The organism is Lipingzhangella halophila (genome assembly GCF_014203805.1).
GTDB lineage: Bacteria > Actinomycetota > Actinomycetes > Streptosporangiales > Streptosporangiaceae > Lipingzhangella > Lipingzhangella halophila.
Genome location: NZ_JACHJT010000001.1, coordinates 1682244 through 1707696, shown reverse-complemented (window position 1 = coordinate 1707696; position 25453 = coordinate 1682244). Strand labels below are relative to the sequence as shown.

The 25453-nt window shown below is 72.4% G+C and carries 20 protein-coding genes; 13 read left to right on the top strand and 7 right to left on the bottom strand.

Annotation, left to right across the window (positions count from 1 at the left end):
- Positions 1-2: 2 nt before the first annotated feature.
- Positions 3-1880 carry an ABC transporter substrate-binding protein gene (locus tag F4561_RS07710; RefSeq protein WP_184576144.1) on the bottom strand — a complete coding sequence of 626 codons (1878 nt, stop codon included), beginning with the start codon at positions 1878-1880 and terminating at the stop codon, positions 3-5.
- A gap of 339 nt (positions 1881-2219) precedes the next feature.
- On the opposite strand from F4561_RS07710, the gene F4561_RS07705 reads away from it, so the two are divergent.
- From F4561_RS07705 to F4561_RS07670, 8 genes are all read left to right on the top strand, one after another.
- Positions 2220-2933, top strand: a complete 714-nt coding sequence (locus F4561_RS07705; protein WP_184576142.1) for a metal-dependent hydrolase — start codon at positions 2220-2222, stop codon at positions 2931-2933.
- Between the two features lie 32 nt (positions 2934-2965).
- Complete coding sequence (locus tag F4561_RS07700; protein ID WP_184576140.1) at positions 2966-3628, top strand: O-methyltransferase; 663 nt, start codon at positions 2966-2968, stop codon at positions 3626-3628.
- A gap of 150 nt (positions 3629-3778) precedes the next feature.
- Positions 3779-4642 carry an ABC transporter ATP-binding protein gene (locus F4561_RS07695; RefSeq protein WP_184576138.1) on the top strand — a complete coding sequence of 288 codons (864 nt, stop codon included), beginning with the start codon at positions 3779-3781 and terminating at the stop codon, positions 4640-4642.
- The gene (locus F4561_RS07690) at positions 4639-6213 is read left to right on the top strand and encodes a fluoroquinolone export ABC transporter permease subunit (RefSeq protein ID WP_184576136.1); all 1575 of its coding nucleotides are present in this window, start codon (positions 4639-4641) and stop codon (positions 6211-6213) included. Before F4561_RS07695 ends, F4561_RS07690 begins: the two co-directional genes overlap by 4 nt.
- Positions 6214-6556: 343 nt before the next feature.
- Complete coding sequence (locus F4561_RS07685; protein ID WP_184576134.1) at positions 6557-7708, top strand: exonuclease SbcCD subunit D; 1152 nt, start codon at positions 6557-6559, stop codon at positions 7706-7708.
- Entirely contained in the window at positions 7708-10689 is a 2982-nt protein-coding gene (locus F4561_RS07680; protein WP_184576132.1) for an AAA family ATPase, read from the top strand. The genes F4561_RS07685 and F4561_RS07680 overlap by 1 nt, the downstream gene beginning before the upstream one ends.
- 980 nt (positions 10690-11669) lie before the next feature.
- Positions 11670-12707, top strand: coding sequence for a hypothetical protein (locus F4561_RS07675; RefSeq protein WP_184576130.1), 1038 nt, complete (start codon positions 11670-11672; stop codon positions 12705-12707).
- A gap of 39 nt (positions 12708-12746) precedes the next feature.
- Positions 12747-13127, top strand: coding sequence for a hypothetical protein (locus F4561_RS07670; protein ID WP_184576128.1), 381 nt, complete (start codon positions 12747-12749; stop codon positions 13125-13127).
- Between the two features lie 151 nt (positions 13128-13278).
- On the opposite strand, the gene F4561_RS07665 is transcribed toward F4561_RS07670, so the two are convergent.
- Both F4561_RS07665 and F4561_RS07660 read right to left on the bottom strand, forming a co-directional pair.
- The gene (locus F4561_RS07665) at positions 13279-13470 is read right to left on the bottom strand and encodes a DUF397 domain-containing protein (RefSeq protein WP_184576126.1); all 192 of its coding nucleotides are present in this window, start codon (positions 13468-13470) and stop codon (positions 13279-13281) included.
- A gap of 192 nt (positions 13471-13662) precedes the next feature.
- Positions 13663-14061 carry a hypothetical protein gene (locus F4561_RS07660; protein WP_184576124.1) on the bottom strand — a complete coding sequence of 133 codons (399 nt, stop codon included), beginning with the start codon at positions 14059-14061 and terminating at the stop codon, positions 13663-13665.
- On the opposite strand from F4561_RS07660, the gene F4561_RS07655 reads away from it, so the two are divergent.
- A complete protein-coding gene (locus F4561_RS07655; RefSeq protein ID WP_184576122.1) occupies positions 14050-14271 on the top strand; it encodes a DUF397 domain-containing protein in 222 nt (73 codons plus the stop codon). The genes F4561_RS07660 and F4561_RS07655 overlap by 12 nt on opposite strands.
- Positions 14272-14500: 229 nt before the next feature.
- On the opposite strand, the gene F4561_RS33180 is transcribed toward F4561_RS07655, so the two are convergent.
- The gene (locus F4561_RS33180; RefSeq protein ID WP_184576120.1) at positions 14501-17824 is read right to left on the bottom strand and encodes an AfsR/SARP family transcriptional regulator; all 3324 of its coding nucleotides are present in this window, start codon (positions 17822-17824) and stop codon (positions 14501-14503) included.
- 147 nt (positions 17825-17971) lie between these two features.
- Between F4561_RS33180 and F4561_RS07645 the strand changes: the two genes are divergently transcribed.
- The 3 genes from F4561_RS07645 to F4561_RS07635 all read left to right on the top strand — a co-directional run bounded on the left by F4561_RS07645 (position 17972) and on the right by F4561_RS07635 (position 20796).
- A complete protein-coding gene (locus F4561_RS07645; RefSeq protein ID WP_184576118.1) occupies positions 17972-19039 on the top strand; it encodes an alkene reductase in 1068 nt (355 codons plus the stop codon).
- A 93-nt stretch (positions 19040-19132) separates the two neighbouring features.
- Positions 19133-19588: a luciferase domain-containing protein gene (locus F4561_RS07640; RefSeq protein WP_184576116.1), complete on the top strand. Its 456-nt coding sequence runs from the start codon at positions 19133-19135 to the stop codon at positions 19586-19588.
- Entirely contained in the window at positions 19585-20796 is a 1212-nt protein-coding gene (locus F4561_RS07635; RefSeq protein WP_184576114.1) for an MFS transporter, read from the top strand. The genes F4561_RS07640 and F4561_RS07635 overlap by 4 nt, the downstream gene beginning before the upstream one ends.
- 16 nt (positions 20797-20812) lie before the next feature.
- Here the strand turns inward: F4561_RS07635 and F4561_RS07630 are convergent, their stop codons facing one another.
- Entirely contained in the window at positions 20813-21676 is an 864-nt protein-coding gene (locus F4561_RS07630; protein ID WP_184576112.1) for an aldo/keto reductase, read from the bottom strand.
- Positions 21677-21763: 87 nt separating this feature from the next.
- Between F4561_RS07630 and F4561_RS07625 the strand changes: the two genes are divergently transcribed.
- On the top strand, positions 21764-22183 hold the full coding sequence (locus tag F4561_RS07625) for a hypothetical protein (protein ID WP_184576110.1): 420 nt from the start codon (positions 21764-21766) through the stop codon (positions 22181-22183).
- Here the strand turns inward: F4561_RS07625 and F4561_RS07620 are convergent.
- Entirely contained in the window at positions 22180-23094 is a 915-nt protein-coding gene (locus F4561_RS07620; protein WP_184576108.1) for a TIGR03621 family F420-dependent LLM class oxidoreductase, read from the bottom strand. The two genes, F4561_RS07625 and F4561_RS07620, sit on opposite strands and share 4 nt — an antisense overlap.
- 103 nt (positions 23095-23197) lie before the next feature.
- Positions 23198-25249, bottom strand: a complete 2052-nt coding sequence (locus F4561_RS07615) for a bifunctional copper resistance protein CopD/cytochrome c oxidase assembly protein (RefSeq protein WP_184576106.1) — start codon at positions 25247-25249, stop codon at positions 23198-23200.
- Positions 25250-25453: the final 204 nt, after the last annotated feature.

Genomic DNA, 25453 nt, shown 5'->3' with positions numbered 1-25453 from the left:
ACTCACTCTCGATCCCCGACCGTCGCCGCCCGCCTGCGCACGAGGACGGCGACCAGGACACCGGCCCCGGCGAGCACCAGCACGGCGGCGCCCGCAACCGCGGCGATCGCCCACGCGGGCAGGCTGGTCACCGGGCCGGTGTCGTCCGCCGCGGCCGGCTCCGCCGACCACCAGCTCCAGTAGCCGTCCTGGCCGAAGATGTTGCCCCCGGGGTCGGGCTGCACCTGGATGTCGGCGATCTGGTCGGAGCGGTACGCCTCGATCGCGTTCGGGTAGGTGAGCACGTTGACCACGGCCTCGTCGTACAGGATGGCCTGCATCTCCTTGACGTACTCGGCGCGCTGCTCGGGGTCGTCGAACTCGGCGAGCTGCTGCTCGTAGAGCTTGTCGTACTCCTCGTTGCAGAAGTAGGCGTCGCCCCGCATGGTGCCGGGTTCGGTGGGCAGCGCGTCGCACGTGTGGATGCCGAGTACGGCGTCCGGGTCGGGGTTGACGGTCCAGCCGGTGAAGATCAGGTCGTACTCGCCGGCGTACAGCGCGTCGCTGAGCACCCCGGGGTCCACGGTCTGGTTGTCGATCTCGATCCCGATCTCGGCCAGCCGCTCCTCCAGCAGCCGTCCGATGTCCACCCGGGCCGGGTCGTCGTTGTGTACGTGCATGCGCAGTTCGAGCCGGTCGCCGTCGGGGGACTCGCGCACGCCGTCGTCGCCAATCTCGTAGCCGGCCTTGTCGAGCATGTCGTTGGCGTCGTCCGGGTCGAAGTCGATCCGGTCGTCGCCCTCGGGAGCCCAGGTGTAGTCGTCGTAGCGCGACGGGATGTAGCCCTCGGCGGCTTCGGCGTAGCCGCCGTAGACCTTGTTGACGATCTCGTCCTTGTCGATGGCGGCCATGATGGCCTGGCGCAGCGTCTTGTCCTCCAGTGCCGGGTGCCCGTCGCCGAACTCCTCACCGTCCTGGGTCTCGGCGCCGGGGTTGATGGTGAACCCCTCGAACCGCTTGCCGTCGGCGTTGTTGACGGTGACGTTCTCCTCGCCGTCGAGATCGTCGGCCTGGGTGGGCGTGAGCCCCTCGACGAACGAGACCTCGCCCGAGCGCAGCGCCTCGACCGCGGCGTCCTGGTCGTCGTAGTAGCGGAAGACGATCCGGTCGAACCCGGGAGCCCCGCGCCAGTAGTCCGGGTTGGCCTCCAACGTGATCGAGCGGTTCGGCTTGTGGTCGGTCAGGACGAACGGACCGCTGCCCACGATCGGGAACTGGTCGTTGTTGAACTCCGCGAAGTCGTCGACGTTCTCCCAGACGTGCTTGGGAACGATCGGGATGTCCAGGGCGAGCATGGTCGCCTGCGGCTCGTCCAGGGTGATCTCGACCGTGTTCTCGTCGGGCGCGGTGACCTCCTCGAAGTTCTCCACGAAATTGCCCTGGGCGGTGGCCGCCGCGTCGTCCTCCATCATCGTGGTGTAGGTCCAGGCGACGTCCTCGGCCGTGACCGGTTCGCCGTCGCTCCACTGCGCGTCGTCGCGGATGTCGAACGTCCAGGTGCGGCCGTCGTCGGAGGGCTCCCAGGACTCCGCCAACCCCTCGATGGGCTCGTTGGTCTCGGGGTCGTAGTTGGTGAGGTAGTCGTAGGTCAGCCGGTGGATGCTGGTGGTGAGCAGCAGTTGCGCGAGGAACGGGCTGAACGAGTCGACCTGCTGCGATACCGCGATGGTGAGCGTGTTCTCCTCGGATGACCCGTCCGCGGCGGCGGGCGGCATGGCCGCCAGCACGAGCACGGTCGCGGCGCCTGTGGCGGCCAGTCCGCGGAGATGGCGGCCGAGGCGCCGCCCCGGGGTGCGTGTTGGTCGGCGACGGGAACCAGAAGGCGCGTGCTTAGTGACCATGGTGTGCAGCCCTGTGCATCGAAGGGGACGGTAGCGTCACCGCCGTTGAAGGTTATTTACCAGCGTGCCCGGAAAGGGGTCAACGATCGACATCATCCGTGTCACAGGTCGTGTGCGACTCGTGCCGCACAGCGGGGATCGGGCGATCGCGTTCTCGGACGAACTCCCCCTTTTCCGGCGTGTCCCTGGGAAAATGCCGCACGGCGTGCGCACCTGCGCTGCGGGGTGGCATGGTGTAACGGACCGGAACCGCGCACGGGCGGCAACCGCGTCCGCGCGCGCCACCTCCGCAGGGCGGCCGATTCGCCAGCAATGCCGCGAGCCGCTACGGTTCCGCTCATGATGGGGCACTCTCACGCGCTGAGCGGCGTGGTCGGCTGGATGGCGATCGTTCCCCTGGTCGATGGCGAACAGTTCCTGGGAGTCCGCTTCGACCTGGGCCCGGGAGAGATCGTCGCGGGCGCGCTCGTCTGCGCGGGCGCCGCGCTCGTCCCCGACCTCGACCACAAGAGCGCCACCATCACCCAGACGTACGGGGTGGTCACCAAGGCCCTCAGCGCCATCTTCAACTGGCTGTTCGGCGGGCACCGCAACGGCACCCACTCCCTGTTGTTCGCGGCGCTGATGGGCATCCTCGTGCACGGCCTCGTCCTGTGGTCGGACCTCGCCGTGCAGGTGTTCGTGTTCCTGCTGATCGGTATCGCGTTCAACGGCCTCGGGTTCGGGATGGAGAAGAACCGGGCGGCCTCGGGCATCATCAACGCGCTGGTCACCGCGGGCCTCACGCTCGCGCTGTTCATCAACGGGGTGGACTACTCGTGGATCGGCCTGGCCGTCGCGTTCGGCTGCCTGCTGCACTTCCTCGGGGACATCGCCACCCGAATGGGTGTGCCGCTGCTGTGGCCCGTCTGGGGCTACCGCTTCGGGCAGAACGTGGGCTTCGACACCGACGGCGCGGTGGAGCGGCACCTGGTCACACCGCTGCTCACGATCGGCGTGGTGCTGTACTCGACGTTCCGGTTCCCCTGGCCGGAGCTGCTGCCCGCTGCGTGATCACTCGGCGCCCGGCGGCTAGGCTGGCCAGTGTGACACGTAGCACGGAGACCCTGACACCAGAACTGCACGAGTACCTGGTGGCGCACAGCGCCCCGGTCGACAGCGTCCTGGCCGACCTCGCCGCCGAGACCGCGCGGCTCTACCCCGAGTACACCCGCCTGCAGATCGGCCCCGAACAGGGGACGTTCATGACGCTGCTGGCGCGGATGAGCGGCGCACGCAGCATCGTGGAGATCGGCACGTTCACCGGATACTCCTCGATCTGCCTCGCCCGCGGCATGGCACCCGACGGCACCCTGCTGACCTGCGACGTCAGCGAGGAGTGGACCTCGGTCGCGCGACGCTACTGGAAGCACGCCGGGGTGGCCGACCGGGTCACGCTCTCACTGGGCCCCGCGTTGCAGACGCTGCGGTCGCTCCCCGCCGACCAGCGGTTCGACCTGGCGTTCATCGACGCCGACAAGGAGGGCTACGTCGCCTACTGGGACGAGCTGGTCCCGCGTATGGCCCCCGGCGGGGTACTGCTGGCCGACAACACCTTTTCGCACGGGCGGGTCATCGACGATTCCGACACCTCCCCGGCGGTACAAGGCATCCGCGACTTCAACGACCACGCTCTCGCCGACGACCGGGTGGAGCTGGTCATGCTCCCCATCGGCGACGGCCTCACCCTCGCACGCAAGCTGTCCTGACGGCCGCCCCGGGCCGGAGCGCGACAGCGGCGCGCGGGTAGCCCACGCTCGGGACGGCCGGACATACTGGCCCTCTGGTGGTGCGGACCCGGTGGGATTCGGCACCGCCAGGGGTGTTCGGGGCCCATCGCACCGAAAGGGGTCCTGGCCATGTCCGGTCCCGTCATCGACGTCCACGGGCTGCGGGTCCGCTACCGGGGCAGCGCCGCGCCCGCGGTCGACGGCATGACCTTCGGCGTCCGGACCGGGGAGATCTTCGGTTTCCTCGGCCCGTCCGGGGCGGGCAAGAGCACCGTGCAGAAGGTGCTCACCCGCCTGCTGCGCCGCTACGAGGGGCGGGTCGAGGTCCTCGGGCGCCCACTCACCGGCTGGCACTCGGACTACTACGAGCGCATCGGGGTCGGTTTCGAGCTCCCCGCCCAGTTCAGCAAGCTCACCGGACGTGAGAACCTCACCGCGTTCGCCCGGCTCTACTCGGGAGCCACCGAGTCGCCCGGCTACCTCCTCGACCTGGTGGGCCTGGGCGACGCCGCCGACCAGCGAGCCGGAACCTACTCCAAGGGCATGCGGCTCCGGCTGAACCTGGCCCGCGCCCTGATCAACCGTCCGGAGCTGCTGTTCCTGGACGAGCCCACCTCCGGCCAGGACCCGGTGCACGCCGAAAGCGTCCGCGCCATCATCCGGGCCCAGGCCGCGGCCGGCCGCACCGTCGTGCTGACCACACACGACATGGCGACCGCCGACCAGTTGTGCGACCGGGTGGCCTTCGTCTCCCGGGGCAGGCTCGCCGCAGTGGACGCCCCTCGCGAGCTCAAACGCGTCCACGGCCGCCCCGGCGTGGTGGTCGAGTACCGCGCGGACGGCCAACTCGGGCGCCGGGAGTTCGGCGTCGACAGCATCGCCACCGACCCGTCGTTCGCCAGGTTGGCGAACGACGGAGTCATCGAGACCATCCACACCCGCGAGGCCTCGTTGGACCAGGTGTTCGCCGCCGTCACCGCGGAGACGCTGTGAGCCGCCTGGCAGCGGCTATCGCCCTGGAGCTGCGTGTCCAGTTGCGCTACGGGGTCATCGCGGTCGCGGCCGGGCTCACCGCCGCCTGGACGGCGGTACTCGCGGTCCTACCGGAGCGGGTGGCCGCCACTGCCGCCCCGTTCCTGCTGCTCGTGGACACCGCGACGTTCGGCGCGCTGCTGGTCGCGGGGTTGCTGATGTTCGAGCGGGCCGAGGGGGCGCGTGCCACCCTCGCGATGACGCCGCTGCGCACCACGGAGTACCTGGCCGCGCGGCTGGTGACGCTGACCGGTATCTCGGTGCTGTCCGCCGCGCCCATCGCGCTGGTGGCTGCGCGGGACCGGATCGGCACCGCGGCCGAGGCGGTCGCGGCGCTGTTCCCGGTGCTGTGCGGGGTCGGCCTCGCGACAGTGCTGCTCCTGTCGCTGGCCGGCACCATGGCGGGGCGCGCGCCGGAGCTGACGCGGTTCCTGGTCGTCGCGCCGCTACCGCTGGCTCCGCTCATCGCGGTCCCGCTCGGGTACCTGGCCGGGGTGCTGGAGCACCCCGCGGCCTTCGCCGTGCCGACCACCGCCGCGGCGGAGCTGGTGCGCCTCGGTGTCACTCCCGATGCGGCACGGCTCTCCGGCACCGGCCTCGCGTGGGCGGTCGGATACCTCGTCCTGTGGTGTGCCGGACTGGTCGTGGTGGCCGTGCGGCACCTGCGCGCGGAGCTCACGCACCCGACGCGCGCGGCGCACCCGACGCGCGTGGCGGCACCGGTGCCCGACGCCTCCCCGACAGCGGGTGCCGCGCACGGGGCACCGCCCGCGCCGCGGCACCGCCGCCTCCCCGGCGGTGTCCTGGTGGCGCTGTTCCTGATCGACCTGCGGGGAGTCGGGCGCGAGCTGGTCCTCGTGGTGATCGTGGCGGCGCCGTTGCTGCTCGCGCTGGCCCTGCGCTTCGGCTATCCGCCGGTGACCGGCTACGTGTGGCGGGAGCACGGGCTCGACCTGGGGCCGTACCTGCCGCTGGCCCTCGCTGTGTTCGTCCTGCTGCACGTGCCGATGATGGCGGGCTCGGCGGGGGCTCTGCGCCTGGTCGAGGACGCCGACGACCGCACCCTGGCGGTGCTGCGGGTCTCGCCGGCGTCCCTGGGGTGGTACCTGACCTACCGCGTGCTGCTGACCGGCGTCGCGGCCGTCGCGGGGCTGGCCGTGGCGGTTCCGCTGTCCGGCCTGGCTCCTCAGGGCTGGGGGCCGGGTCTGGCCGTCGCGGTGCTGCTCGCCGGGCTGCAGGCGCCGTTGCTGATGCTCGCTGTCACGGCTGTGGCCGGCAACAAGGTGGGGGCGCTGGCCGCGGTGAAGGGGCTCGGTCCCGTCATGCTCGTGCCCGTGGCCATGTGGTTCCTGCCGGACCCGGCGGGCTGGACGCTTGCCTGGCTGCCACCGTTCTGGCCCGTCCAGGCGCTGTGGGGTGCTCCGGCGGGAATCCCGCTGCCCGCCGCAACGGCCCTCGGGCTGCTGGTCAGTGCGGCGGTTACAGCACTACTGGCGCGCCGGACCGCGCTCCGGCTGCGGGAGGCGCAGTGAGGACGGGGCGTCCGCGCCGGTTCCGCGGCGCGGAATCCCGGCATCGGCTGGCTGCCGCCGTGCCGAGCTGTCCAGCCGTGCGTGGAACTGGCATATGAAGCCGGGCGGGGCCGCCCGCGGCCAGCCACCGGCACGCGGGCGCGGGAGCCGGAAAGCGCTCCGCCACCCACGCCATCGCAGATCACCGCCGTATGCTGGCGCCGGCCCGTTCCGGCCGCGCCGCTGCACAGGCGCGGCAACGTGATGCCGGCGGGTCCCTCTCCCGGCCGCCGCGCCTTCCGGGTCGGACACGGTTCGCCGGTTTTCCTGCGGCAGCAGGGCTTCTGGAGTACCCTCGCCACTCATGCGCCTCTTGCACACCTCCGACTGGCATCTGGGCCGGTCCTTCCATCGCGAGAACCTGCTCGGTGCCCAAGCGGCGTTCGTGGACCACCTCATCGAGACGATCCGCTCCGAGCGGGTCGACGTCGTGCTGGTGGCGGGCGACCTCTACGACCGCGCCCTGCCGCCGTCCGACGCCGTGCGTCTGTTCGGCGAGGCGCTGCGCCGCATCCGCGACACCGGGGCGCGCGCCGTCCTCATCAGCGGCAACCACGACTCCATGGCGCGGCTCGGCTACGCGACCGAGCTCATCGACGCCTCCGGGGTGCACCTGCGCAGCTCGCTCTCCGAGGTCGGTGATCCGGTACTGATCGAGGACGACCACGGTCCGGTCGCGTTCTACGGCATCCCCTACCTGGAGCCCGAGATCGTGCGGCACCCGTGGAAGCTCACCGAGCGCAGCCACCGCGCCGCCCTCGACCACGCCATGGGGCTGGTCCGCGCCGACCTCGCCGAGCGCCCGGCCGGCACGCGCTCGGTTGTGCTGTCCCACGCGTTCGTCAGCGGCGGCGAGGCCTCCGACAGCGAACGCGACATCTCGGTCGGTGGCGCCGCGCACGTGCCCGCCGCCACCTTCGACGGGGTCGACTACGCCGCCCTCGGGCACCTGCACGGCCAGCAGCGCATGGGCACGACCGCACGCTACTCCGGCTCCCCACTCGCCTACTCGTTCTCCGAGGAGCACCAGGTCAAGGGCTACTGGATCGTCGACCTTGACGCCTCCGGCGGCGTGACCGCCGAGTTCGCCGAAGCCCCGGTGCCGCGGTCGATCGCGCGTATCAGCGGCCGCATCGACGACCTGCTCAGCGCGCCGGAATGGGAGCGCTACACCGGGCACTGGCTGCAGGTCACACTGACCGACCCGCGGCGTCCCGCGTTCCCCATGGACCGGCTGCGCGAGCGGTTCCCGCACACGCTGCACCTCGACTTCGCCCCCGAGGGCGGCCGGGAAGACGACGACGGGGACTGGATGCGGCGGGTCGCCGGCCGGGACGATCCCGACCTCGTGCTCGACTTCGTCGACTGGGCGCGCGGCGCACCCACCACGGACGCGGAGCAGGACCTCGTCCGCAGCGCCTTCGAGGACCTCCGGACGCGCGAGGCCGCGCGCTGATGCGGCTGCACACCCTCACCATCCAGGCGTTCGGGCCGTTCGCCGGCACCGAGACCGTCGACTTCGACCGCCTCGGCGACGGCGGGCTGTTCCTCATCCACGGCCCGACCGGCGCCGGGAAGACCTCGATCCTGGACGCCGTGTGCTTCGCGCTCTACGGCCGGGTGCCCGGTGTGCGCGAGGCGGCCAGGTCACCGCGCAGCAACCACGCGCCGCCCGGCCGCCGCCCCGAGGTCGGCCTGGAGGTCACCATCGGGGGGCGCCGGCTGCACATCACCCGCTCCCCCGCATGGGATCGCCCCAAGAAGCGAGGCTCGGGCCACACCGAAGAGAAGGCCAAGGTGGCCGTGACCGAGCTGGTCGAGGGCGAGTGGCGCGGCCTGACCAGCCGGCCCGACGAGGCCGGCCAGCTCGTGGCGGACATCCTCGGGCTCTCGCTCCCGCAGTTCTGCCAGATCGTGCTGCTCCCCCAGGGCGAGTTCGCGCGCTTCTTGCGTGCCGGGGCCCAGGAACGGCGCGAGTCGCTGGAGCGCATCTTCAACACGGGCGTCTTCACTCAGGTCGAGGAATGGCTCGCCGAGCACGCCCGAGCGCTCGGGCGGGCCGCCAGCGAGGCCGAGAACGCCGCCATCCGGGTGGCCGACCTGATCGCCGAGGTGGGGAGCTCGCCACTCCCGGCACACGACGGGCCCGGCGGCCTCGACGCGCTGCTGCCCTGGGCGGCCGAGGCGGCCTCGGTCACCTCCGCCACCGCGCACGACGCCGCGCAGGTGAGCGCCGCACTGGCCGCGGAACGCGACCGCGCCCGTTCCGCCCTTGAGGACGCCCGCGCCCTGGCCGAGCGCCAGCAGCGGCACGCCGACGCCTCCCGGCGGCACACCGAGCTGACCGGGGCCGCCGCCGAGCGCCGCGCGCTCGACACCGAGCTGGCCGACGCCGACCGGGCCGCCCGCGTCGTCCCGCTGCTGCGCACCGAGGAGTACCGGCGCACCCGGCTCGACAAGGCCGACCAGGACGCGGCCGAACGCCTCAGCCTGGTCGAAGGGCTCCTCCCGGACGGCGCGGAGGCCGCAGCGGGACGCCTGCGCGCGGCCGAACGCGAGCGCCGCGACGAGATCGCGCGGTTGGAGCACCTGCGCGGCGACGCCGACCGGCTCGCCGAGCTGACCAAGGGCATCGCCGAGCTTGACACCAGCGCACAGGCCGCCAGCGCGGAGCGCGAGCGGGTACGGCTGCGCACCACCGAGCTGCCCGAACAGCGTGCCGCGCTCGCCACCGAGTTGGAGGAGGCCCAGGCCCGAACCGGCTCGCGCGAGGCTGTCGCCGAGGCGTTGGAGACCGCCCGGCAGCGCGCCGAGGCCGCGGCCACGCACGCGCAGCTGCGCGTCGAGCTGTCCCAGGCCGAGCAGCGCCGCGTCGAGGCGGTCGACGCCGCGCAGACCGCCATGGATACGCTGCTCGACACCCGCAAACGCCGCATCGACGGCATGGCCGCGGAGCTCGCCGCCGACCTGGCCGAGGGCAGCCCCTGCCCGGTGTGCGGATCGGCGGAGCACCCGGACCCCGCCGCGGGCGAGGGCGAGCGTCCCTCCCATGAGGACGAGGAGCAGGCCCGGGTCGCCGCGGATGCCGCCCGCGACCGGCGCGCCGAGGCGGAGAACCTGGTCACGTCGCTGACGGAACGCTGCGCCGCGGCGAAGGCCACGGCTGGTGAAATGACCGGGGAAGAGGCGCGCGAACTGGTCGCGGAGCGGCAGGACGCGCTGGACCGGGTGGACGCCGCGACCGCGGAGGTGTCCGGGCTCTCGGAGCGGCTCGCCGAAGTGGACGCCGAGCTGGAGGTGGCCCGCTCCCGCGACGGCGAGCTGTCCCGGGAGCTGGCCGAGGTGGCCGAGCGGCGGGCCGCCAGCGAGCGCGAGGTGGCGCGCCTCACCGAGACGCTCGACACCGCCCGCGGGACCGACCCCGACCTCGCCGCGCGGATCACCCGGCTCGGCGGGGAGGCCGAGCTGCTGGGCGCGGCGGCAGAGGCGGTGGAGCAGCGCGGCATCGCCGCCGAGGAGGCGCGCGACGCGGAGCGGCAGGCCCGCCAGGCCGAGTCGGAGGGCGGGTTCGCCGACGCCGCGGCCGTGTGGGCCGCCGACCGCGACGACGAGCAGCGCGCCGCCATCCACGAGCGGGCGCGGGCCCACGACGACGAGATGGCGGCGGTGCGCGCCACCCTCACCGACCCGGACCTCACGGCCGCCGCGGAGCGGCCCGCGCCGGACCTCGGCGGGCTGGCTGACGCGTTCGACGCGGCCGAGCAGGCCGCTGAGCACGCTGTGAGCTGGCACGACCGCCTCGCCCAACGGGCGTCCCGGCTGGCCGGCCTGCGCTCCGAGCTCGGCACGGCACTCGCGGACTCCCGGCCCGCGCGCGAACGGCACGCCGTGGCCGAGGGCCTGGCCCGGCTCGCCGCCGGCACCTCAGCGGACAACCGGCAGAACGTGCGGCTGTCGGCCTACGTGCTCGCCGCCAAGCTGGAACAGGTGGTGGCGGCGGCCAATGACCGGCTCGCGACGATGTCGGGGGGCCGCTACGAGCTGCGGCACACCGTCGACAAGGCGGCCGGCGACCGCTCCCGCTCCGGCGGCGGGCTGGGCCTGCGCGTGCTGGACGCCTGGACCGGCCAGGAGCGCGACCCCGCCACCCTCTCGGGCGGCGAGACCTTCATCGGCTCCCTGGCCCTCGCCCTCGGCCTGGGCGATGTCGCCGGCGCCGAGGCGGGCGGCGCGGACATGAACACCCTCTTCGTCGACGAGGGGTTCGGGAGCCTGGACGAGGACACCCTGGAAGAGGTCCTGGACGTCCTGGACAAGCTGCGCGACGGCGGCCGGGCGGTCGGAGTGGTCAGCCACGTCGCCGACCTCCGCTCGCGCATCACGACCCGCCTCACGGTCCGCAAAACCGCCGCCGGCTCCCACCTGGAGCAGGTCTGAGCGACGCTGACGCTTCTTGAGAAAAGCGTTCCTACAAACGCGAGTGGAGTTTCGTGGGTTTGCCAACCGCATGCGCGAGGCCCGACAACGGCGACGAGGAGCCGGATGGTTGGGGTTGGTGGTGCTCGGTGCGGTGACGGTGGGTACGCACGCGACGAGGGCAGCGAAGGCGCCGGATGGGCCAGCCCGCGGGTGATCGGTGCGGGTGCCCGGTGGTGACGCGCCCGACGGGGGCAGCGAAGGCCGGTGGGGTCCAGTGGGGGTGTCTGTGGTGTCGTTTTCGGTGCTGGGGCGCGCCGAGAGTGTCTGTGGGGACGTTCTCGGCGCCGAATCTGTCCGCACGGTCGGTTTCGGTGCGGCGTGAGCCCTCGCGCGTCCGCTATGTCTGGATTGTGAGCGGCCTGGGCGCCGATCTTGAGGATTCCATTCCTTCACCGCGCTTGAAAGGAACGGAATCCTCAAGAAGCGTCGGCGATAAGCACCGCCGAGAACACCCCACGGGCACCAGGAACTATCACCACCCGCCCAGGCCACGCACCGCCCTCGCTGGGCGAGCCACCACGGGCCCACCGCAGCGATGGGCACCACCCGAACCATTCGGGGCCGTCGCCGCCTCCTGATGGATGCCTCACCACGCATCCACAGCACCGACGAGCGTCACGCCCGGCCATATGCCATCGTCGCGAACCTCTGGGGCGCACTCACGAAGGCAGGGCCGCATTAATCCCAGCTTCCCCGACGTCAACCAAACAGTGAAGATGGGACGTGGCTCCGGCGTGGGTCTGGCTTGCAACTGTACTGACGCGCTTCTTTGGGGGGCTGTACTACTTCGGATGCGTCGGCCCGTGGCGGGGTCACTGTTGGTCTGGATGGCCGGCACCAGGCGGGGACGTGGCTTCATAGGACCGTCCGAGGCAACCCCGACCAAAGAGTGTCAGGTTTAGGGTGACAAAACTTTCCGTCAAAGTTAGTATGACACTGTGAGTGAATCCGATGCCGCCCCCAAATGGGGCTTCCCTGTCCGTGCTTCCTCCCTCGACGTCGCCTGGCGCCGCGAGCTGCGCGAGATCGACCCCGCTGACTACACCGAATCCGACCGGGCCCGCCTCTTCCTGTCCTCGGTCGCTGGCGCCCTGGCCGAGCAAGCCATCCGCCTCGCCGAGACCTGGGACGATGGCGACAGGTTCCCCGCCGCCCTGGCCGCCGACGCTGTGCCACTCGGCAAGCTCGCCACCAAAGCGCTCGATTACGCTGTGGTGACGGCGCGGGTGCGTGGTGCCTCCTGGGAGGACATTGGCGAACAGCTCGGTATGACGCGCCAGAGCGCGCACACCCGCTGGGGCGAGCTCGAGGCCGAATGGCGCCGCGACAATGTCGGGACTTCCTGTATCCACCCGGGTACGCGCGCCGCCGGCCTCGATGCCTGGACCGAACGCGTCAACGATCCCCCTGACGACCCTCGAATCCCGCACGAGCGCCGGGTCTCCGCGGCCCTCGACGTCACGGCCGACCGCAGCGGGCACCGCCCACGGCAGGCCGCTCGCTTCCCCGAGGGGCGCGCGTGGAACCTCGTGAACCGCGACCCCGACCTGTCCGCGCGCCGCCGCCGGCGCGTCACCGGCTTCCTGGCGCTGGTCTACGCGGCCATCTTGCATCGCGACCCCGGCCTGGCCCCCGACAACGACGAGTTGGCGGACGCCCTCCGGCACGCCGGCACCTGGGGGGTCGACACCGACACCGTCGACGCTTCCTGCGCCCGCCTCGATCAGGCGGCCCGTGGCCTGCTGGCACGGGAACCCGCCGAATGGCAGGCGGTCTTGGAGGACTTCGTCGCCACCTCCGAGGCCAAGGACACTCCTTCGGGCCCACACGCGGTGTACTGGCGGGACGCGGTGCGCGTGACAACCGGCGCGGACGGGTTCCCCTCGCGCAGGAGCCTGCCCGTCGAAGATGCGCGCCGCCTGCTGGACATGGTCGTCGACCCGAACGGGCCCGCAAACGAGCCGTCCGCGAACTGATCCACCACCTCTTTTCCCAGTTAGGAGCCCCTGGCATCGATGGACGACACGACGGACAGCTCCACCGTCGCTCCACGAGAGCAGACCGACGTGTACCGGGAACTCCGCACTGCGCTGAGCACCGCGCGCGACCTCGGCCCCGCCTACGACGAGGAACTCGCACGCGCGGTCGCCGAGCGCATCACCGCCTCCCCGGAAAAGTCAGCCGCCGCGCGAGAGCCGGAACGCGCGAGCCGGCGCGATCGGGTGCAGCGAACCACCACGGCAGCGTTAACGGCGGCGCTCATCGTCATCGCGACGGCAGCGGCCGCGGAGAGCAGCCCGGAGAACCTGGCCTGGGGCACCGTCGGCTTTCTGGCAATCGCGGCGCACGTCGCCCGCACCTGGTGGTCCGCTGGCAGAGGGGCGGACTATTCGTAGCATGTGGTCTCGGGGTGCACCCTCAGTCGCCAAGCGACGCAGCCGGACACCCGGAAGTGAAATCGGCCCGGTGGCGGGAAACCGGCTGTGTCGCGTGTAGTGCTAGAGCAGCAAGCCTGTCCCGAACCTGGTCGCGCCGCAGTTGCCTGCGCTAGCCATCGAGTTCTCCCGCCTTTACCGCGCGCAGGAACGCGGCCCAGGCGCCCGCCTCCACCGCGAGATGACCACACTCGCGATTCCCGGTGTCCCGCACCAGCGTGGTCGACCCCTCGGCGACCTCGACGCAGTGGCCTCCCGAGTCGTTGCTGTAGCTGCTCGTGTGCCACGTCGGCGTGCTACTCATCGAGTTCTCCTCGCACTTTCTCGATCAGGTCGACCGTAGCGCGCGGGGGCATCGCCTCCGTTTGCAGGGCAGTGAAACGCGCCAAGAAGCGCCGCACATGTCCCCACTCACCTGCGAGTCGAATGGGCGCACCGAGCGGGAGTCCGCACGCGCCGCACCCGGCGGGCGCGTGCGGACTCGCAGGGGCGTCACTCACCTGAGAAGCGCTACTACAACGGAGGCGAGATCGAGGGCGGTGGTGTTCTCGGGGACCTCGTCACCGCCGCTGAGGCTCCATTCGGCGGTGCGGTCGTCACGGATATCCAGCTCGACGGTGAACCTTCCGGTGGGGGCGTTCACCTCCAGGTGGGTGGGGTCGCGTTCGTCGGGCGTACGGACCTCCAGCCCGGCGGCGGTGAGCAGCTCGGTGACGGTGTCGACGTACCGGTCGAGCTGCTCGGGCGAGAGTAGTTCGGGAGGCTCAGCGTCGATCGAGGTGTCGACTCCGTCCCACTGGTGCGGGACAATCTGCGCGGGGGTGAGTGGACGTCGGTCATCGATGGTTCCCTCCTCTCTCTCGGAACTGGACGAGGAAGAGCAATGAGCGAGCAAAAGGCGGCTTCGCCCCCCCCCAGCGTCGCCTGGCACGTGAGCAACCACAGCGCCAATGGCAGCGGACAGTGTGTTGAGGCCGGCCCATACAGGGATAACCCGACCCGCTTCGCCATTCGCGACTCCCAGCACCGCACTCAGGCGACTCTTACGGTTCCCGGCGCCGAGTGGACCGCGTTCCTCGACGGCGTCCGTTCAGGCGAGTTCTAGCCTCAATACGGGTGGCCGCGCTCGTTACCCACGCAGCGACCTGGCTGGACCGGAACACCGACCCCCCGCCCAGTTCGCCGCGACCGCCGCTTCCGGGTGATCCGGCCTCCGGTTCGCATCCCGGCGTGCGGAGGAAAGCGGGCACGGTGGCAGCGCTCGCCCCGGTGTACCCGCGGCACCGCGTCGGCCAATGGCCACCGCGCGCCGCCGGCGTCCGCCCCTCGGGGCGTTAGAGGGCCGCACCTCCGGGGGACGCGGGGAGCGGATCGGGGCCCGGCGCGTCCCGCTGGTCCGGTGTTCCTCCCGCCTCCTTGGCCGCGTCCCGCAGCTTGGTCCGCTCTCCCTTGTGGAACTCGGCCGCGAAGCGGTCGCCGCCGAGCGCCTGCACCGCCCCGGCGGCGACCCGGTCGACGTCGAACCGTTCCGCGGCGGGCTGCGGGGCGCCCGCCGCGGACCGTGCCGCCGAGGCCGCGCCCAGCAGGCGCGCCGCCCGGTCCGGGGCGCCGTCGAGCACGTCCGCGCCCGCGATCCCCTCCAGTGCCTGGGCGACCGCGCGCGGATCGCCCGTCGCCCGGGAGGCGGCCAAGCCGTCCAGGTGCAGGGCGCGTGCGGCCGCGGCGTCGCCGCGCATCTCGGCGGCGAACCCCAGTTCGGCGAGCGTGGACGCACGCCCGGCCTGGTAGTCCTCCGCGGTGTGCGCCGCCAGGTTCTCCCCGAGGTACTCCTCCGCGCGGTCCAGGTTCCCCTGCCGGCGCGCGGACATCCCCAGGCCGCCGCGCGCATAGGTCAGCACGGAGGACGACGACTCCCCTGCACGGCGCAGCACCTCCTCGTGGTACCGGTCGGCCGCGGCGAAGTCCCGGCTCAGCAGGGCCAGCCGCCCCAGCCGCACGAGCTGCTCGGCCGCCGTGGGAGCGAGGCCGATATCGTCGGCGCACGCCAGGCCGTTGCCGTGCAGCAGCCTGGCATCCTCGTACCGCCCGAAGATCTCGGCGAGCACGCCGAGCAGGGCGGAGCTGCGCACCTGCCCCCACCGGTCGCCCACCTCGCGGAACAGGGCGTGGCTGCGGTGCCCGTCCGCGTTGGCCACGGCGAGGTCGCCGCGACGCATCCCGGCCCAGCCGCGGGCGAGCAGCGCCGAGGCCAGGCCCCAGTCATCGCCGAGACGCTGGAAGGCGTCCCGCGCGGACTCGGCCATCGACTCGGCGGTGGGCAGCCGGCCGTGGCCCGTGCCCTTGGCGGTGGACGCCAGCAGCGCGAGCGCGACCTGCGCCTCGGCCAGGCCGGCGGGCTCGTCCAACCGCCCGTACAGCGCCAGGGCCTCACTGGCCGAGTCCATCAGGGAGTGGTCGGCGGGGTCGACGATGAGGCCCAGCACGGCATGCCACACCTGCGCTCGGGCCCGCGGCGCCACCCGGTACGGTCCCGGCAGCGCCAGCGCCGCGGCCAGGTGGCCGTGCCCCTGGGAGTTGCGGCCGCGCAGGTACCAGTACCAGCTCAGCGCCCCGGTCAGACGCAGCGCCACGTCGGCGTCGCCCTGTTCGGCGGCCCAGTCCAGGGCGGCCCGCAGGTTGGCGCCTTCGGTGTCGAGCCGCTCCAGCGCCTCGGCCTGCTTCGGGCCGCGGAGCCGGCGGTCGGACTCCTCGGCCAGGTCCGCGTAGTAGTGCGCGTGGCGCTCCCGCACGGCCGCTGTCTCGCCCGCCTCCGTGCGGCGTTCCCGGGCGAAAGCCGTGACGCTCTCCAGCATCCGGTAGCGGGTACCGCGCGGCGCGGTGTCGGCCACGACCAGGGAGCGGTCCACCAGTCGGGCCAGGATGTCCAGCACCTCGGCCGGCTCTGTTCCCTCGCCGGCGCACACCGCCTCCGCCGCGGCGAGCGTGAACCCGTTGGCGTGCGCTGAGAGCCGCCGCAGCACCGCCTGTTCGGCGGCCGGCAGCAGTTCCCAGCTCCAGTCGATCACGGCGCGCAGGGTCCGCTGCCGCGCGGGCATCCCGGTGCCACCCGCGGTGAGCAGCCGGAAGCGGTCGTCCAGCCGCTCGGCCAGCTCGTGCACGCTGAGCGCGCGCAGCCGTGCCGCGGCCAGCTCCAACGCCAGCGGCAGACCGTCCAGTCGGCGGCAGATCTCGGCCACGGCGGCGGCGTTCGACGCGTCAACGGCGAAGTCGGGAACCGAGGCCGCCGCGCGCCGGGTGAACAACTGGACCGCGGCAGACCGCCGCACCTCGGCGAGGGCATCGCGCGTGGGCGGGTCGAGCGGCGCGACCGGGTACAGCCGCTCCCCGGGCACCCCCAGCGGCTCGCGGCTGGTCGCCAGCACGCGCAGGCCCGGAGCGGCGCGGAGGAGCGTGGTGAGCAGCTCCCCGATCGGGCCCGCCACGTGCTCGCAGTTGTCCACCACGAGCAGCGCTCGCCAGTCCCGCAGGCCGCGTGCCAGCCGGTCGGTGGAGGTGCGGCGGGACTGGGTGCGCTCGTCGGCGGTGTCGTCCCGCACACCAAGGCTGAACGCGACGCTCTCCGCGGCGTCGTCGACGCCCTCCAGCGCGTGGTCCAGGCCGGCCAGCTCGACCATCCAGGTGCCGTCGGGGAACCCCTGCGGGTCGCCGGGCCCCGCGGCCGCCACCGCCAGGGAGGTCTTGCCGACACCGCCCGGCCCGGTGAGCGTGACCAGGCGGTCCTCGCTGAGCAGGGCCCGTACGTCGCCGCCGGCGGTGTCGCGGCCCACGAGGTCGGTCAACGCGGCGGGGAGGTTGCCGGGCGGTGCCGCCGGCTCCCGCTCGACCGTTTCCGATGCCGCCGCCGGCGCCGCCAGCTCGGGCGACTGCTCCAGCATCGCCTGGTGCAGCCGGACCAGCTCCGGGCCCGGGTCGACACCGATCTCGCCGGCCAGCACGGTACGGGCCTGCTGGAAGCTCTCCAGCGCTTCGGCCTGGCGCCCGGCACCGTAGAGGGCGCGCATGTGGGCGGCGCGCAGCCTTTCCCGCAACGGGTAGCGCCGCACCAGCTCGTCGAGCTCACCGATGAGCGCGGCGTGCTCGCCCAGCGCGAGCCGGGCCTCGGCCCGCGCCTCCAGCGCGAACGCGCGCTGGTCCGCCCACCGCGCGATGGCGGGGGCGGCGAACGCCGTGTCGGCATAGTCGGCCAACGCGGGGCCGCGCCACAGGTCGAGGGCCTCGGTCAGCAGAGCGGCGGCCTCCTGGGGCGCGCCGGCCGAGCGCGCGGCGGCAAGGAGAGTGTCGAACCGCGTCGCGTCGACGGCATCGCGGCCGGCGCGCAGCCGGTAGCCCGACGGCCCCGACTCCACCAGCTTCCGCGCTCCGGGCTCGGCCCGGTCCAACGCCCGGCGCAGCCGCGAGACCGCGGTCTGCACAGCACTGGCCCCGTCCGGTGGCGGGTCGCCGTGCCACAGCTCCTCCAGCAGCCGGTCGGCGGAGACCGGGTCCCCGGAGCCGACCAGCAGGTGCGCGAGCAGGCCGCGGACCTTCGCCCCCGGGATGGACACCGCATGGCCCTCGTCTGTCCACACCGCGAGTGGACCGAGCACCCCGAATCGCATAGTCGCCACAATAGCCCGCTGTCCGCCGGCGGACAGCGGGCGGCAAGCGCACGGCGACGATCCGGCGAGTGCCGCTGCCTAACGTTGCGGCAGCCACCGGGAAAGCCCGGACGGCCAGCGACGACGCGACCCACCGGAAGGACACCAATGCCGGGCTACTTCGACCCACTGCGCCTCGGCTCCCTGGAGCTACCCAACCGCCTGCTCATGGCCCCCATGACCCGATCCCGCGCCCACGGCGGGCTGGTGAACGAGCTCACCGCCGAGTACTACGCGCAGCGCGCCTCGGCCGGGCTCATCATCACCGAAGCGATCCAGCCCAGCGTCATCGGGCAGGGCTACATCCAAACCCCCGGACTGCACTCGGCCGAGCAGGTCGCCGCCTGGCGCACGGTCACCGACGCGGTGCACGCCCAAGGCGGGCGGATCTTCGCGCAGCTCATGCACTCGGGACGGGTGGGCCACCCGGTGCTCTACCCGGACGGTGCGCTGCCGGTGGCCCCCTCCCCCATCGCCTCCGGGGGCAAGCTGTTCACCAACGACGGCCTGCTGGAGCACCCGGTGCCCCGGGAGATGACCACCGGCGACATCGCGGGAACGATCGACGACTTCGCGCACGCGGCACGCAACGCCATCGAGGCGGGCTTCGACGGGGTCGAGCTGCACGGCGCCAACGGGTACCTGATCCACCAGTTCCTGGCCGACGGCGCCAACCAGCGCAGCGACTCCTACGGCGGCCCCATCGCCAACCGGATCCGGTTCGCCGTGGAGGTGGTCCGGGCGACGGTGGACGCGGTCGGCGCGGACCGGACGGGGCTGCGGGTCTCGCCGGGCAATCCCGCCGACGGTGCCACCGAGAGCGACACCGCGGAACTGTACTCGGCCCTGGTGGCCGCGCTGCCACCGCTGGCGTACCTGCACCTGATGGAGTTCGGCGTCCGCGACGTCACCGAACGGCTCCGCAAGGAGTGGCCGGGCACGCTCCTACTCAACCCGCACCCGGACCCGGCGGCGGCGGTCCGCACATCGGAGTCCGGCGCCGATGCCCTGAGCGAAGGGCTGGCTGACGCGATCACCGTGGGCGAGGAGTGGCTGGCCAATCCCGACCTGGACGTCCGGATCCGGGCCGGGGGACCGTTCAACGAAGGCGACCGGACCACGTACTACGGGGGCGACCACCGCGGGTACACCGACTACCCGACCCTGGACCGCTGACGCGGCCGTTCACCGGTCGATCGGGAAACGCGCACCGGCCGCGGCCGGCCCGGGAACCGTCCGCGGCCAACCACCACGAGAGGCAGGAGCACCGTGTCCACCCAGCCATTGCGGCCCCGCAACGGGCCCGCACCCGATGTCATCGGCCCCGCGCCGCACTCCCAAGTCACCCAAACCGCCCCGATCATGGAGCAGGAGGAGCTGTGGCAGCGGATGCGCGCGCTCCCCTATGCCTTCATGGCTCCCACTCTGGTGTCGGTATCGCACGCCAGGGCGCTGTTCCTGCCCGAAGGCGTCGGCTCCGGACCGGAGCGGGCGTTCCAACGGGGGCGGGAGTTCGCGCACCTCCACCCGCACCATGACGGCAGCCTGCACCTGACCCTGCCCGACCCGGTCACGGCCGAGGTCGAGGCCGCCGGGTGGGGGCTCCGCCATCCGGAGCAGGACACCGTCCTGGTCTACGGCCCGCGTGACGCCGCGGAGCTCGAAACCGTATGGCACCTGGTGCGCCTGTGCCACGCCTACGCGATGGGCGGGCAGGCGCGATGACGACCACCCCCGCGGACTCCGAACGCGCACCGGGGGCGACCGCGCTGATGCTGCTGCTGTTCGTGTCCACCCTCACGGTCATGGCCGGCGCGATCCTCACTCCGGTCGTGGCGGTGATCCGCGAAGCACTCAGCCTCAACGGCACCCAGGCCGGTCTGGTCATCACCGCGCACTCCCTGGTCATCGCGGTAGCCTCCCCGCTGGTGGGCTGGTGCGTGGACCGGTGGGGGTACCGGGTACCGCTGTCGGTCGGGCTGCTGGTGTACGGCGCAGCGGGCGGCGCCGGGCTGGTCACCGAGTCCTACCCCGCGCTGATCGCCACCCGCGTCCTGTTCGGCTTCGGCGCGACGGCCGTGTTCACCGGGAGCACCGTGGCGATGCTGACGCTGTACCGGGGGCGGTTGCGCGACCGCGCGATGGGGTGGCGCTCCGCCGCGATCAGCGCGGGCGGTGTCGTCTGGCCGCTGGTGGGCGGGGCGTTGGGAACGCTCTCGTGGCAGGCGCCGTTCGCCACCTACCTGGTCGGTGTCCCGCTCGGTGTGGCACTCCTGGTGCTGCTGCCCAACCCTCCGGCCAGCGAGGAGGTTCCCGGCCGCGCCTCGCCGTTGCGGTTGCTCCGGCAACCGTCGGCCATCGGTTTCTCGCTCCTGATGGTGACCACCTCGGCGCTGCTGTACGCGCTGGTGGTGTTCATCCCGCAGCGCCTGGGCGAGGTCGGGGTCACCTCGCCGCTTGTGGTGTCGCTGTTCCCGGTGACCTGGTCGGCCGGGATCGCGCTGGTCGGGCTGGGCTACGCGCGTCTCAAGCAGCGGTTGAGCTACGCGGCGCTGCTCCGGGTCTGGGCCGCCACGTCGGCGGCGGCGTTCCTGGTCCTCGGGGTGACCAGCGAGGTGGTGGTCATGTGGCTCGCGGTGGGGCTGTTCGGCGTCAGCCTGGGGATCGCCATCCCCGCGCTCACCGTGCTGATCGGCCAGAGCGCGCCGCCCGAGCTGCGCGGACAGGCGGTCGCGTTGCTGACCACGGCGACGTTCGGGGGCCAGGTCCTGGCTCCGCTGCTGCTCGGGCCGGTCATGGACGCCACGGCGATCACCACCGGATACCTTGGGCTGGCCGCGCTGTCCGCGGTGATCCTGGCCGTTGTGTGGGGTTCCCGGATCACCGACCCCACGGGTACGGCCGAGTCCACCACCTCCCCCACAGGCGGGTGACCCGCCCCGCGAGCCGTCACATGATGTCGAGCGGCTCGGCACGCTCCGGCGGGGGGAACGCCGCGTCCAGCTCGGCGAGCTCCTCGGATGACAGGACGGTGTCCAGCGCCGCGGCGTTCTCGCGGACGTGCGCCTCCCGCGCGGCCTTGGGCACCGCGATCACGTCCCCCTCCCGGACGACCCAGGCCAGGGCCACCTGGGCGGGGGTAGCGCCGTGCGCCGCGGCTATACGCTGCACCGCCGGGTGGTCGAGCAGGTCGCGGCGCAGCCGGCCGCCCTGGGCCAACGGGCAGTAGGCCATGACCGGCACACCCTGCTCGCGGCACCACGGAAGCAGCTCGTACTCGGTCCCGCGCGAGCCCGCGTGGTAGAGCACCTGGTCGGTCACGCACTCGCGACCGCCGGGTACGTCCCACAGCTCCCGCATGTCGGCGGTGTCGAGGTTGGACACACCCCACTCGCGGATCTTGCCCTCGCGCCGCAGCTCCGCGAACACCTCGACCGTCTCGGCCAGCGGGACCGCCCCGCGCCAGTGGAGCAGGTAGACGTCCAGGTAGTCGGTCCCGATGCGGCGCAGGCTCCGCTCGCACGCGGCCCGCGCGGCCTTGCGTCCCGCGTTGTGCGGGAAGACCTTGGAGACGATGACCGCCTCGTCGCGGCGCCCGGCGACGGCCTCGCCCACGACACGCTCGGCGCCCCCGTCGCCGTACATCTCCGCGGTATCGATGAGGGGCATGCCCAGGTCGAGGCCCAGACGCAGCGCGCGCACCTCATCGGCGTGTCCGGCCGCGCTCTCGCCCATGAACCAGGTGCCCTGCCCGACCGCCGGGACCTCGATCCCGGTACCCAGGCGGACCGTGCGCGCGTTAGGGGTCGTCATCAGTGTGGTCTCCCATCGGTGGTGGCCGCCGCATCCCGCACGGTGCCGGCGTGCGGGACGGCAATCCGGCGGTGGCAGAATATCGGGGTGAATTCGCTGGTCAACATCTTCGTGTTCGGAACCGTCGGCGCCCTGATGATGGCGGCCGTCCTTGGCCTACTACTGATCCGCACGGGCCGCCCCGCCAGGAGGGGCATGCCGGTGGCGTTCAGCGCGATGGTGGTCGTGGTGCTCCTCGCGGTCCCCGCGCTGGCCGCGTCCACCGTTCTGGCAGCGGGCACCGGAGCCGGCTTCGGAGAGGCCTACCTGGTGGCGTTCGGGGTGGTGACGCTCACCTACCTGGCCAACGTGGCGCTGCTCCCGCTGGTCGCGCGGCGCGTGGCCGCGGAACACGGCACGGAACGGGCCGCACAACTGAGGCCCTCGCCCGCCACGCTGGTCGGCGGCCTGCTGATCTGCTCCGTATTCGGCCTGGTCAGCACGGGAATCGCGGTGCTGGCCGGTTAGCCCGGCTGGCTCTCCCCGGCGAGCCGGCGCGCGTGCGGGATGGTCGCGGCCAGCGCGTCCCGGCTGGGGCCGTGGGTGGTGATGTAGGAGAACCCGAAACGCTCGCGGTTCGCCAGGATCTTCTTGGCGTTCTCCTCCGCCGTGCCCACCAGGACGTAGGGACTCTCCAGGACCCGCTCGGCGCTGTCCAGCCCGGTGTAGCCGTACGCCGCGGCCAGCTCGACGGCCTTGGCCTCGGCGTCGTCGGTGACGATCACCGCCTGGACGAGGACGTTGAACTCCAGCGCGTCCGCACGCGAGCCGGCGCGCTCGCGGACACGCTCCACGCGCCGCAGTGTCTCGCCGGGGGACGCGAGCCGGAAGACGCCCATCTGCTCGCTCTTGATCTGCGTGGCCCCGGTGAAGCCGATGATGTCGGCGTGCCTCGCGGCGAGGTCGAGGATCCGTTCCCCGTGCCCGCCGATCAGCAGCGGTGGGCGGGGCACCTGGTGCGGGAGGGGTTGCTGGCCGTCCTCGGCGAACAACCGGTCCAACTCCCCGATGCACCGCTCCAGGCGGTCGATGCGCTCCGGGTACGGGTGCCAGGGGATTCCGGCGGCGTCGAACTCCGACTTCATGTGCCCTGCGCCGAGCCCGAGTTCCAGCCGGCCGCCGGATAGGCGGTCCACAGTGGAGGCCTCGCGCGCCAGAACGGCCGGGTTCCAGAACTCGTTGTTGATGACCAGCGTTCCCAGCCGGGCGTGTGTCGTCACCGCGGCCGCGGCCCCCAGCATCGCGAACGGCGACGCCGCGCCCAGATGGTCGGCGGAGTGGATCGCGTCGAAGCCGAACTGCTCACTGGTCCGGCAGAAATCCGTCCACTCGTCAACGTTGACCTCACCGAAGTTCACGCCGAATCGCAGCTTCGTCATGCGCCTACTCAACCTCGCGCGCGGCGGCTGCGCCAGAGGGAGCGGGACGCAGGAGGGCGATTCCGCTTTCGGCTAACCCCCTGGACGGTCACGGCTGGGGCGGCTAGGACTCGCCGCGCGACCTGCGGTCGAGTTCCTGCAGGTAGGCGTTGTAGGCGTCCATGTCGGCGTCGTCGGAGCCATCGCGCCTGCTGTGCCGCTGCCTGCGGCGCTCGGTGCGCTCCTCGTCGCGCGCCCACTGCCGCAGCATGGCGATCGTGACCAGCAGGGTCGGGATCTCCCCGATGGACCAGGCGATGCCGCCACCGGTGTACTGGTCCTCGCCGACACTGGAGCTCCACGGGATCTCCAACTGGGCGTAGTACTCCGGTGCGAGCGGTTCGGTCTGCATCATGATCGCGATTCCGAAGAACGCGTGCATACCCATGGTCACCAGGAGCAGCAGGATGCGCAGCAGATAGGGGAGCTTCCGCGGTCCCGGGTCGACCCCGGCGATGACCCAGTAGAAGAGGAACCCTGTGGCGAGGAAGTGCACGTTCATCAGCATGTGACCGAGGTGGTCGCTCATGAGCGCGGGGAACAGCGGCGTGAAGTACAGCGCGTAGGGGCTGAGCACGAACAACGGTGCCGCGACGCCGGGGTGCGTCACCGCCCGGGAGAACGAGCTTCCCAGGAACGCGCTGAGCCACTCGCGGGGCCCGCGGTCGCCGCGCCGCTGTGCGGGCTTGAGGGCACGCAGCGCCAGGGTCGCCGGCGCGCCGAGTACCAGCAGGAGCGGCACCATCATCGACAGCGCCATGTGCTGCAGCATGTGCGTGCTGAACAGCACCATCGCGTAGGTGCCGACGCCGCTGAGCACGGCGGCCACGAGCAGCAGCAGCCCGAGCGCCCACGCCAGGCTCCTGCCCCACGGCCAGCGGTCGCCGCGCCGCACCAACCGGACAACACCCACAGCGTAGAACCCGCCCAGGCACACCACCAGCATGATGAAGAGCAGGTCGGGGCGCCACAGCGTGAGCAGCGACTGCGCGTCGATCGGCGGCGGCATCGGGAAGCCGAGTATCGCCGTGACCGGATCGACCTCGCTCTCCGCCGGCGGCGGGGGCGCTGTGCGGCTCAGGGCGACCGATATCCCCACGACCGCCGCCATGATCACGATCTCGCCGCCGGCCACGCGCACGAAGCGGGCCCGGCCACTGGCCTCGCCGATCCGCGGCACTACCGAACGGCGGTGCAACCAGCCAAGATAGCCCAGCACACCGAACAGCACGATCTTGACCAGAATGATCCGCCCGTAGGGCGTGGTGTAGAGCTCCTGCACCGCGTACAGCCGGCTGATGGCGCTGGCGGCACCCCCGATCGCGACTCCGATATAGGCCCACAGCGCGAACCGGCTGAACCGCCGCACGGCCAGCGCCGCGTGCTCCCCGCCCGGGCGCAGCGCGTGGAACGTCACAGCGGCGAGCCCGCCCACCCACAGGCAGATGGCCAGCACGTGCAGCGCCAGACCGGTGACCGCCAGCTCGTGGCTGCCCGCTGTCGCCGAGTGCCCGGTGAGCGCCGGCGGCACCACCCCGGCGAGGGCGATACCCAGGAGCGTGATGACTCCCGCCCCCGTGACGACCGTGCGGCCGAACAGCGCCACCGCGGTGGCGAGCAGGATGACGACCGTCAGCCCGATCCCCTGCGTGCTCTGCCCGGCGTAGCTGCTGAGCTGGTCCCCGATGACCGCGAAGGGAGGTTGGCCCACGGTGTCGGAGAGCTGGAAGACCAGTGTCGCCCCGGCCCCGGCCGCCCATGCCAGCCCCGTCCACGACGCGGCCCGCACGTAGCCCAGGGCCTGCGAGCTTGGTACTCCCTTGTCGTTGGGCAGCAGGAACGCGGCGAGCAGCAGCAGGCCGACTGTCAGTACCGCGCCGGCGTCCTGCACGTTCTTCGACACCGGCAGACCCCAGCGCGTCAACGGGCCGGCGTCCGGAAGGCCGGGGATGACTTGCGGAGTGACCGCACCTCCGGCAGCCAGCGCGATGATCAGGGCGATGAGGCCGGTGGCGGTCGCCGCGACGGAGATGACGACGGCGGTGCTCGGGTCCGTGTTCGTTTTTGTGCCATTGCGCCGGGAGGCACCGGTACCGCGATTGTCCGTGGATGCCACGCGCTGCCGCTCCGTCGTGGTCGAGGTCGCTTTGGGAGGCGGTGGCGCTCGGCCACCAGGCGATGGCCGCGCCGAAGGCGCGCCGGTCTCCCACGGTCACGGCACCAGCCCAGCGCACACAACACCGGAACAGGCACGCGGATCCGCGTCAGGAGACCGCGGCCGCCGCCTCGTACCAGAGTACGCCCATTACTACGGCATGTC

Bases quoted from the DNA above. Each gene is read 5' to 3' on its own strand.
- F4561_RS07705 (WP_184576142.1), top strand. From the start codon at position 2,220: ATGATGGGGCACTCTCACGCGCTGAGCGGCGTGGTCGGCTGGATGGCG.
- F4561_RS07685 (WP_184576134.1), top strand. From the start codon at position 6,557: ATGCGCCTCTTGCACACCTCCGACTGGCATCTGGGCCGGTCCTTCCAT.
- F4561_RS07680 (WP_184576132.1), top strand. From the start codon at position 7,708: ATGCGGCTGCACACCCTCACCATCCAGGCGTTCGGGCCGTTCGCCGGC.
- F4561_RS07630 (WP_184576112.1), bottom strand. From the start codon at position 21,676: ATGACGACCCCTAACGCGCGCACGGTCCGCCTGGGTACCGGGATCGAG.
- F4561_RS07665 (WP_184576126.1), bottom strand. From the start codon at position 13,470: ATGAGTAGCACGCCGACGTGGCACACGAGCAGCTACAGCAACGACTCG.
- F4561_RS07635 (WP_184576114.1), top strand. From the start codon at position 19,585: ATGACGACCACCCCCGCGGACTCCGAACGCGCACCGGGGGCGACCGCG.
- F4561_RS07620 (WP_184576108.1), bottom strand. From the start codon at position 23,094: ATGACGAAGCTGCGATTCGGCGTGAACTTCGGTGAGGTCAACGTTGAC.
- F4561_RS07670 (WP_184576128.1), top strand. From the start codon at position 12,747: ATGGACGACACGACGGACAGCTCCACCGTCGCTCCACGAGAGCAGACC.
- F4561_RS07710 (WP_184576144.1), bottom strand. From the start codon at position 1,880: ATGGTCACTAAGCACGCGCCTTCTGGTTCCCGTCGCCGACCAACACGC.
- F4561_RS07695 (WP_184576138.1), top strand. From the start codon at position 3,779: ATGTCCGGTCCCGTCATCGACGTCCACGGGCTGCGGGTCCGCTACCGG.
- F4561_RS33180 (WP_184576120.1), bottom strand. From the start codon at position 17,824: ATGCGATTCGGGGTGCTCGGTCCACTCGCGGTGTGGACAGACGAGGGC.
- F4561_RS07645 (WP_184576118.1), top strand. From the start codon at position 17,972: ATGCCGGGCTACTTCGACCCACTGCGCCTCGGCTCCCTGGAGCTACCC.
- F4561_RS07655 (WP_184576122.1), top strand. From the start codon at position 14,050: ATGAGCGAGCAAAAGGCGGCTTCGCCCCCCCCCAGCGTCGCCTGGCAC.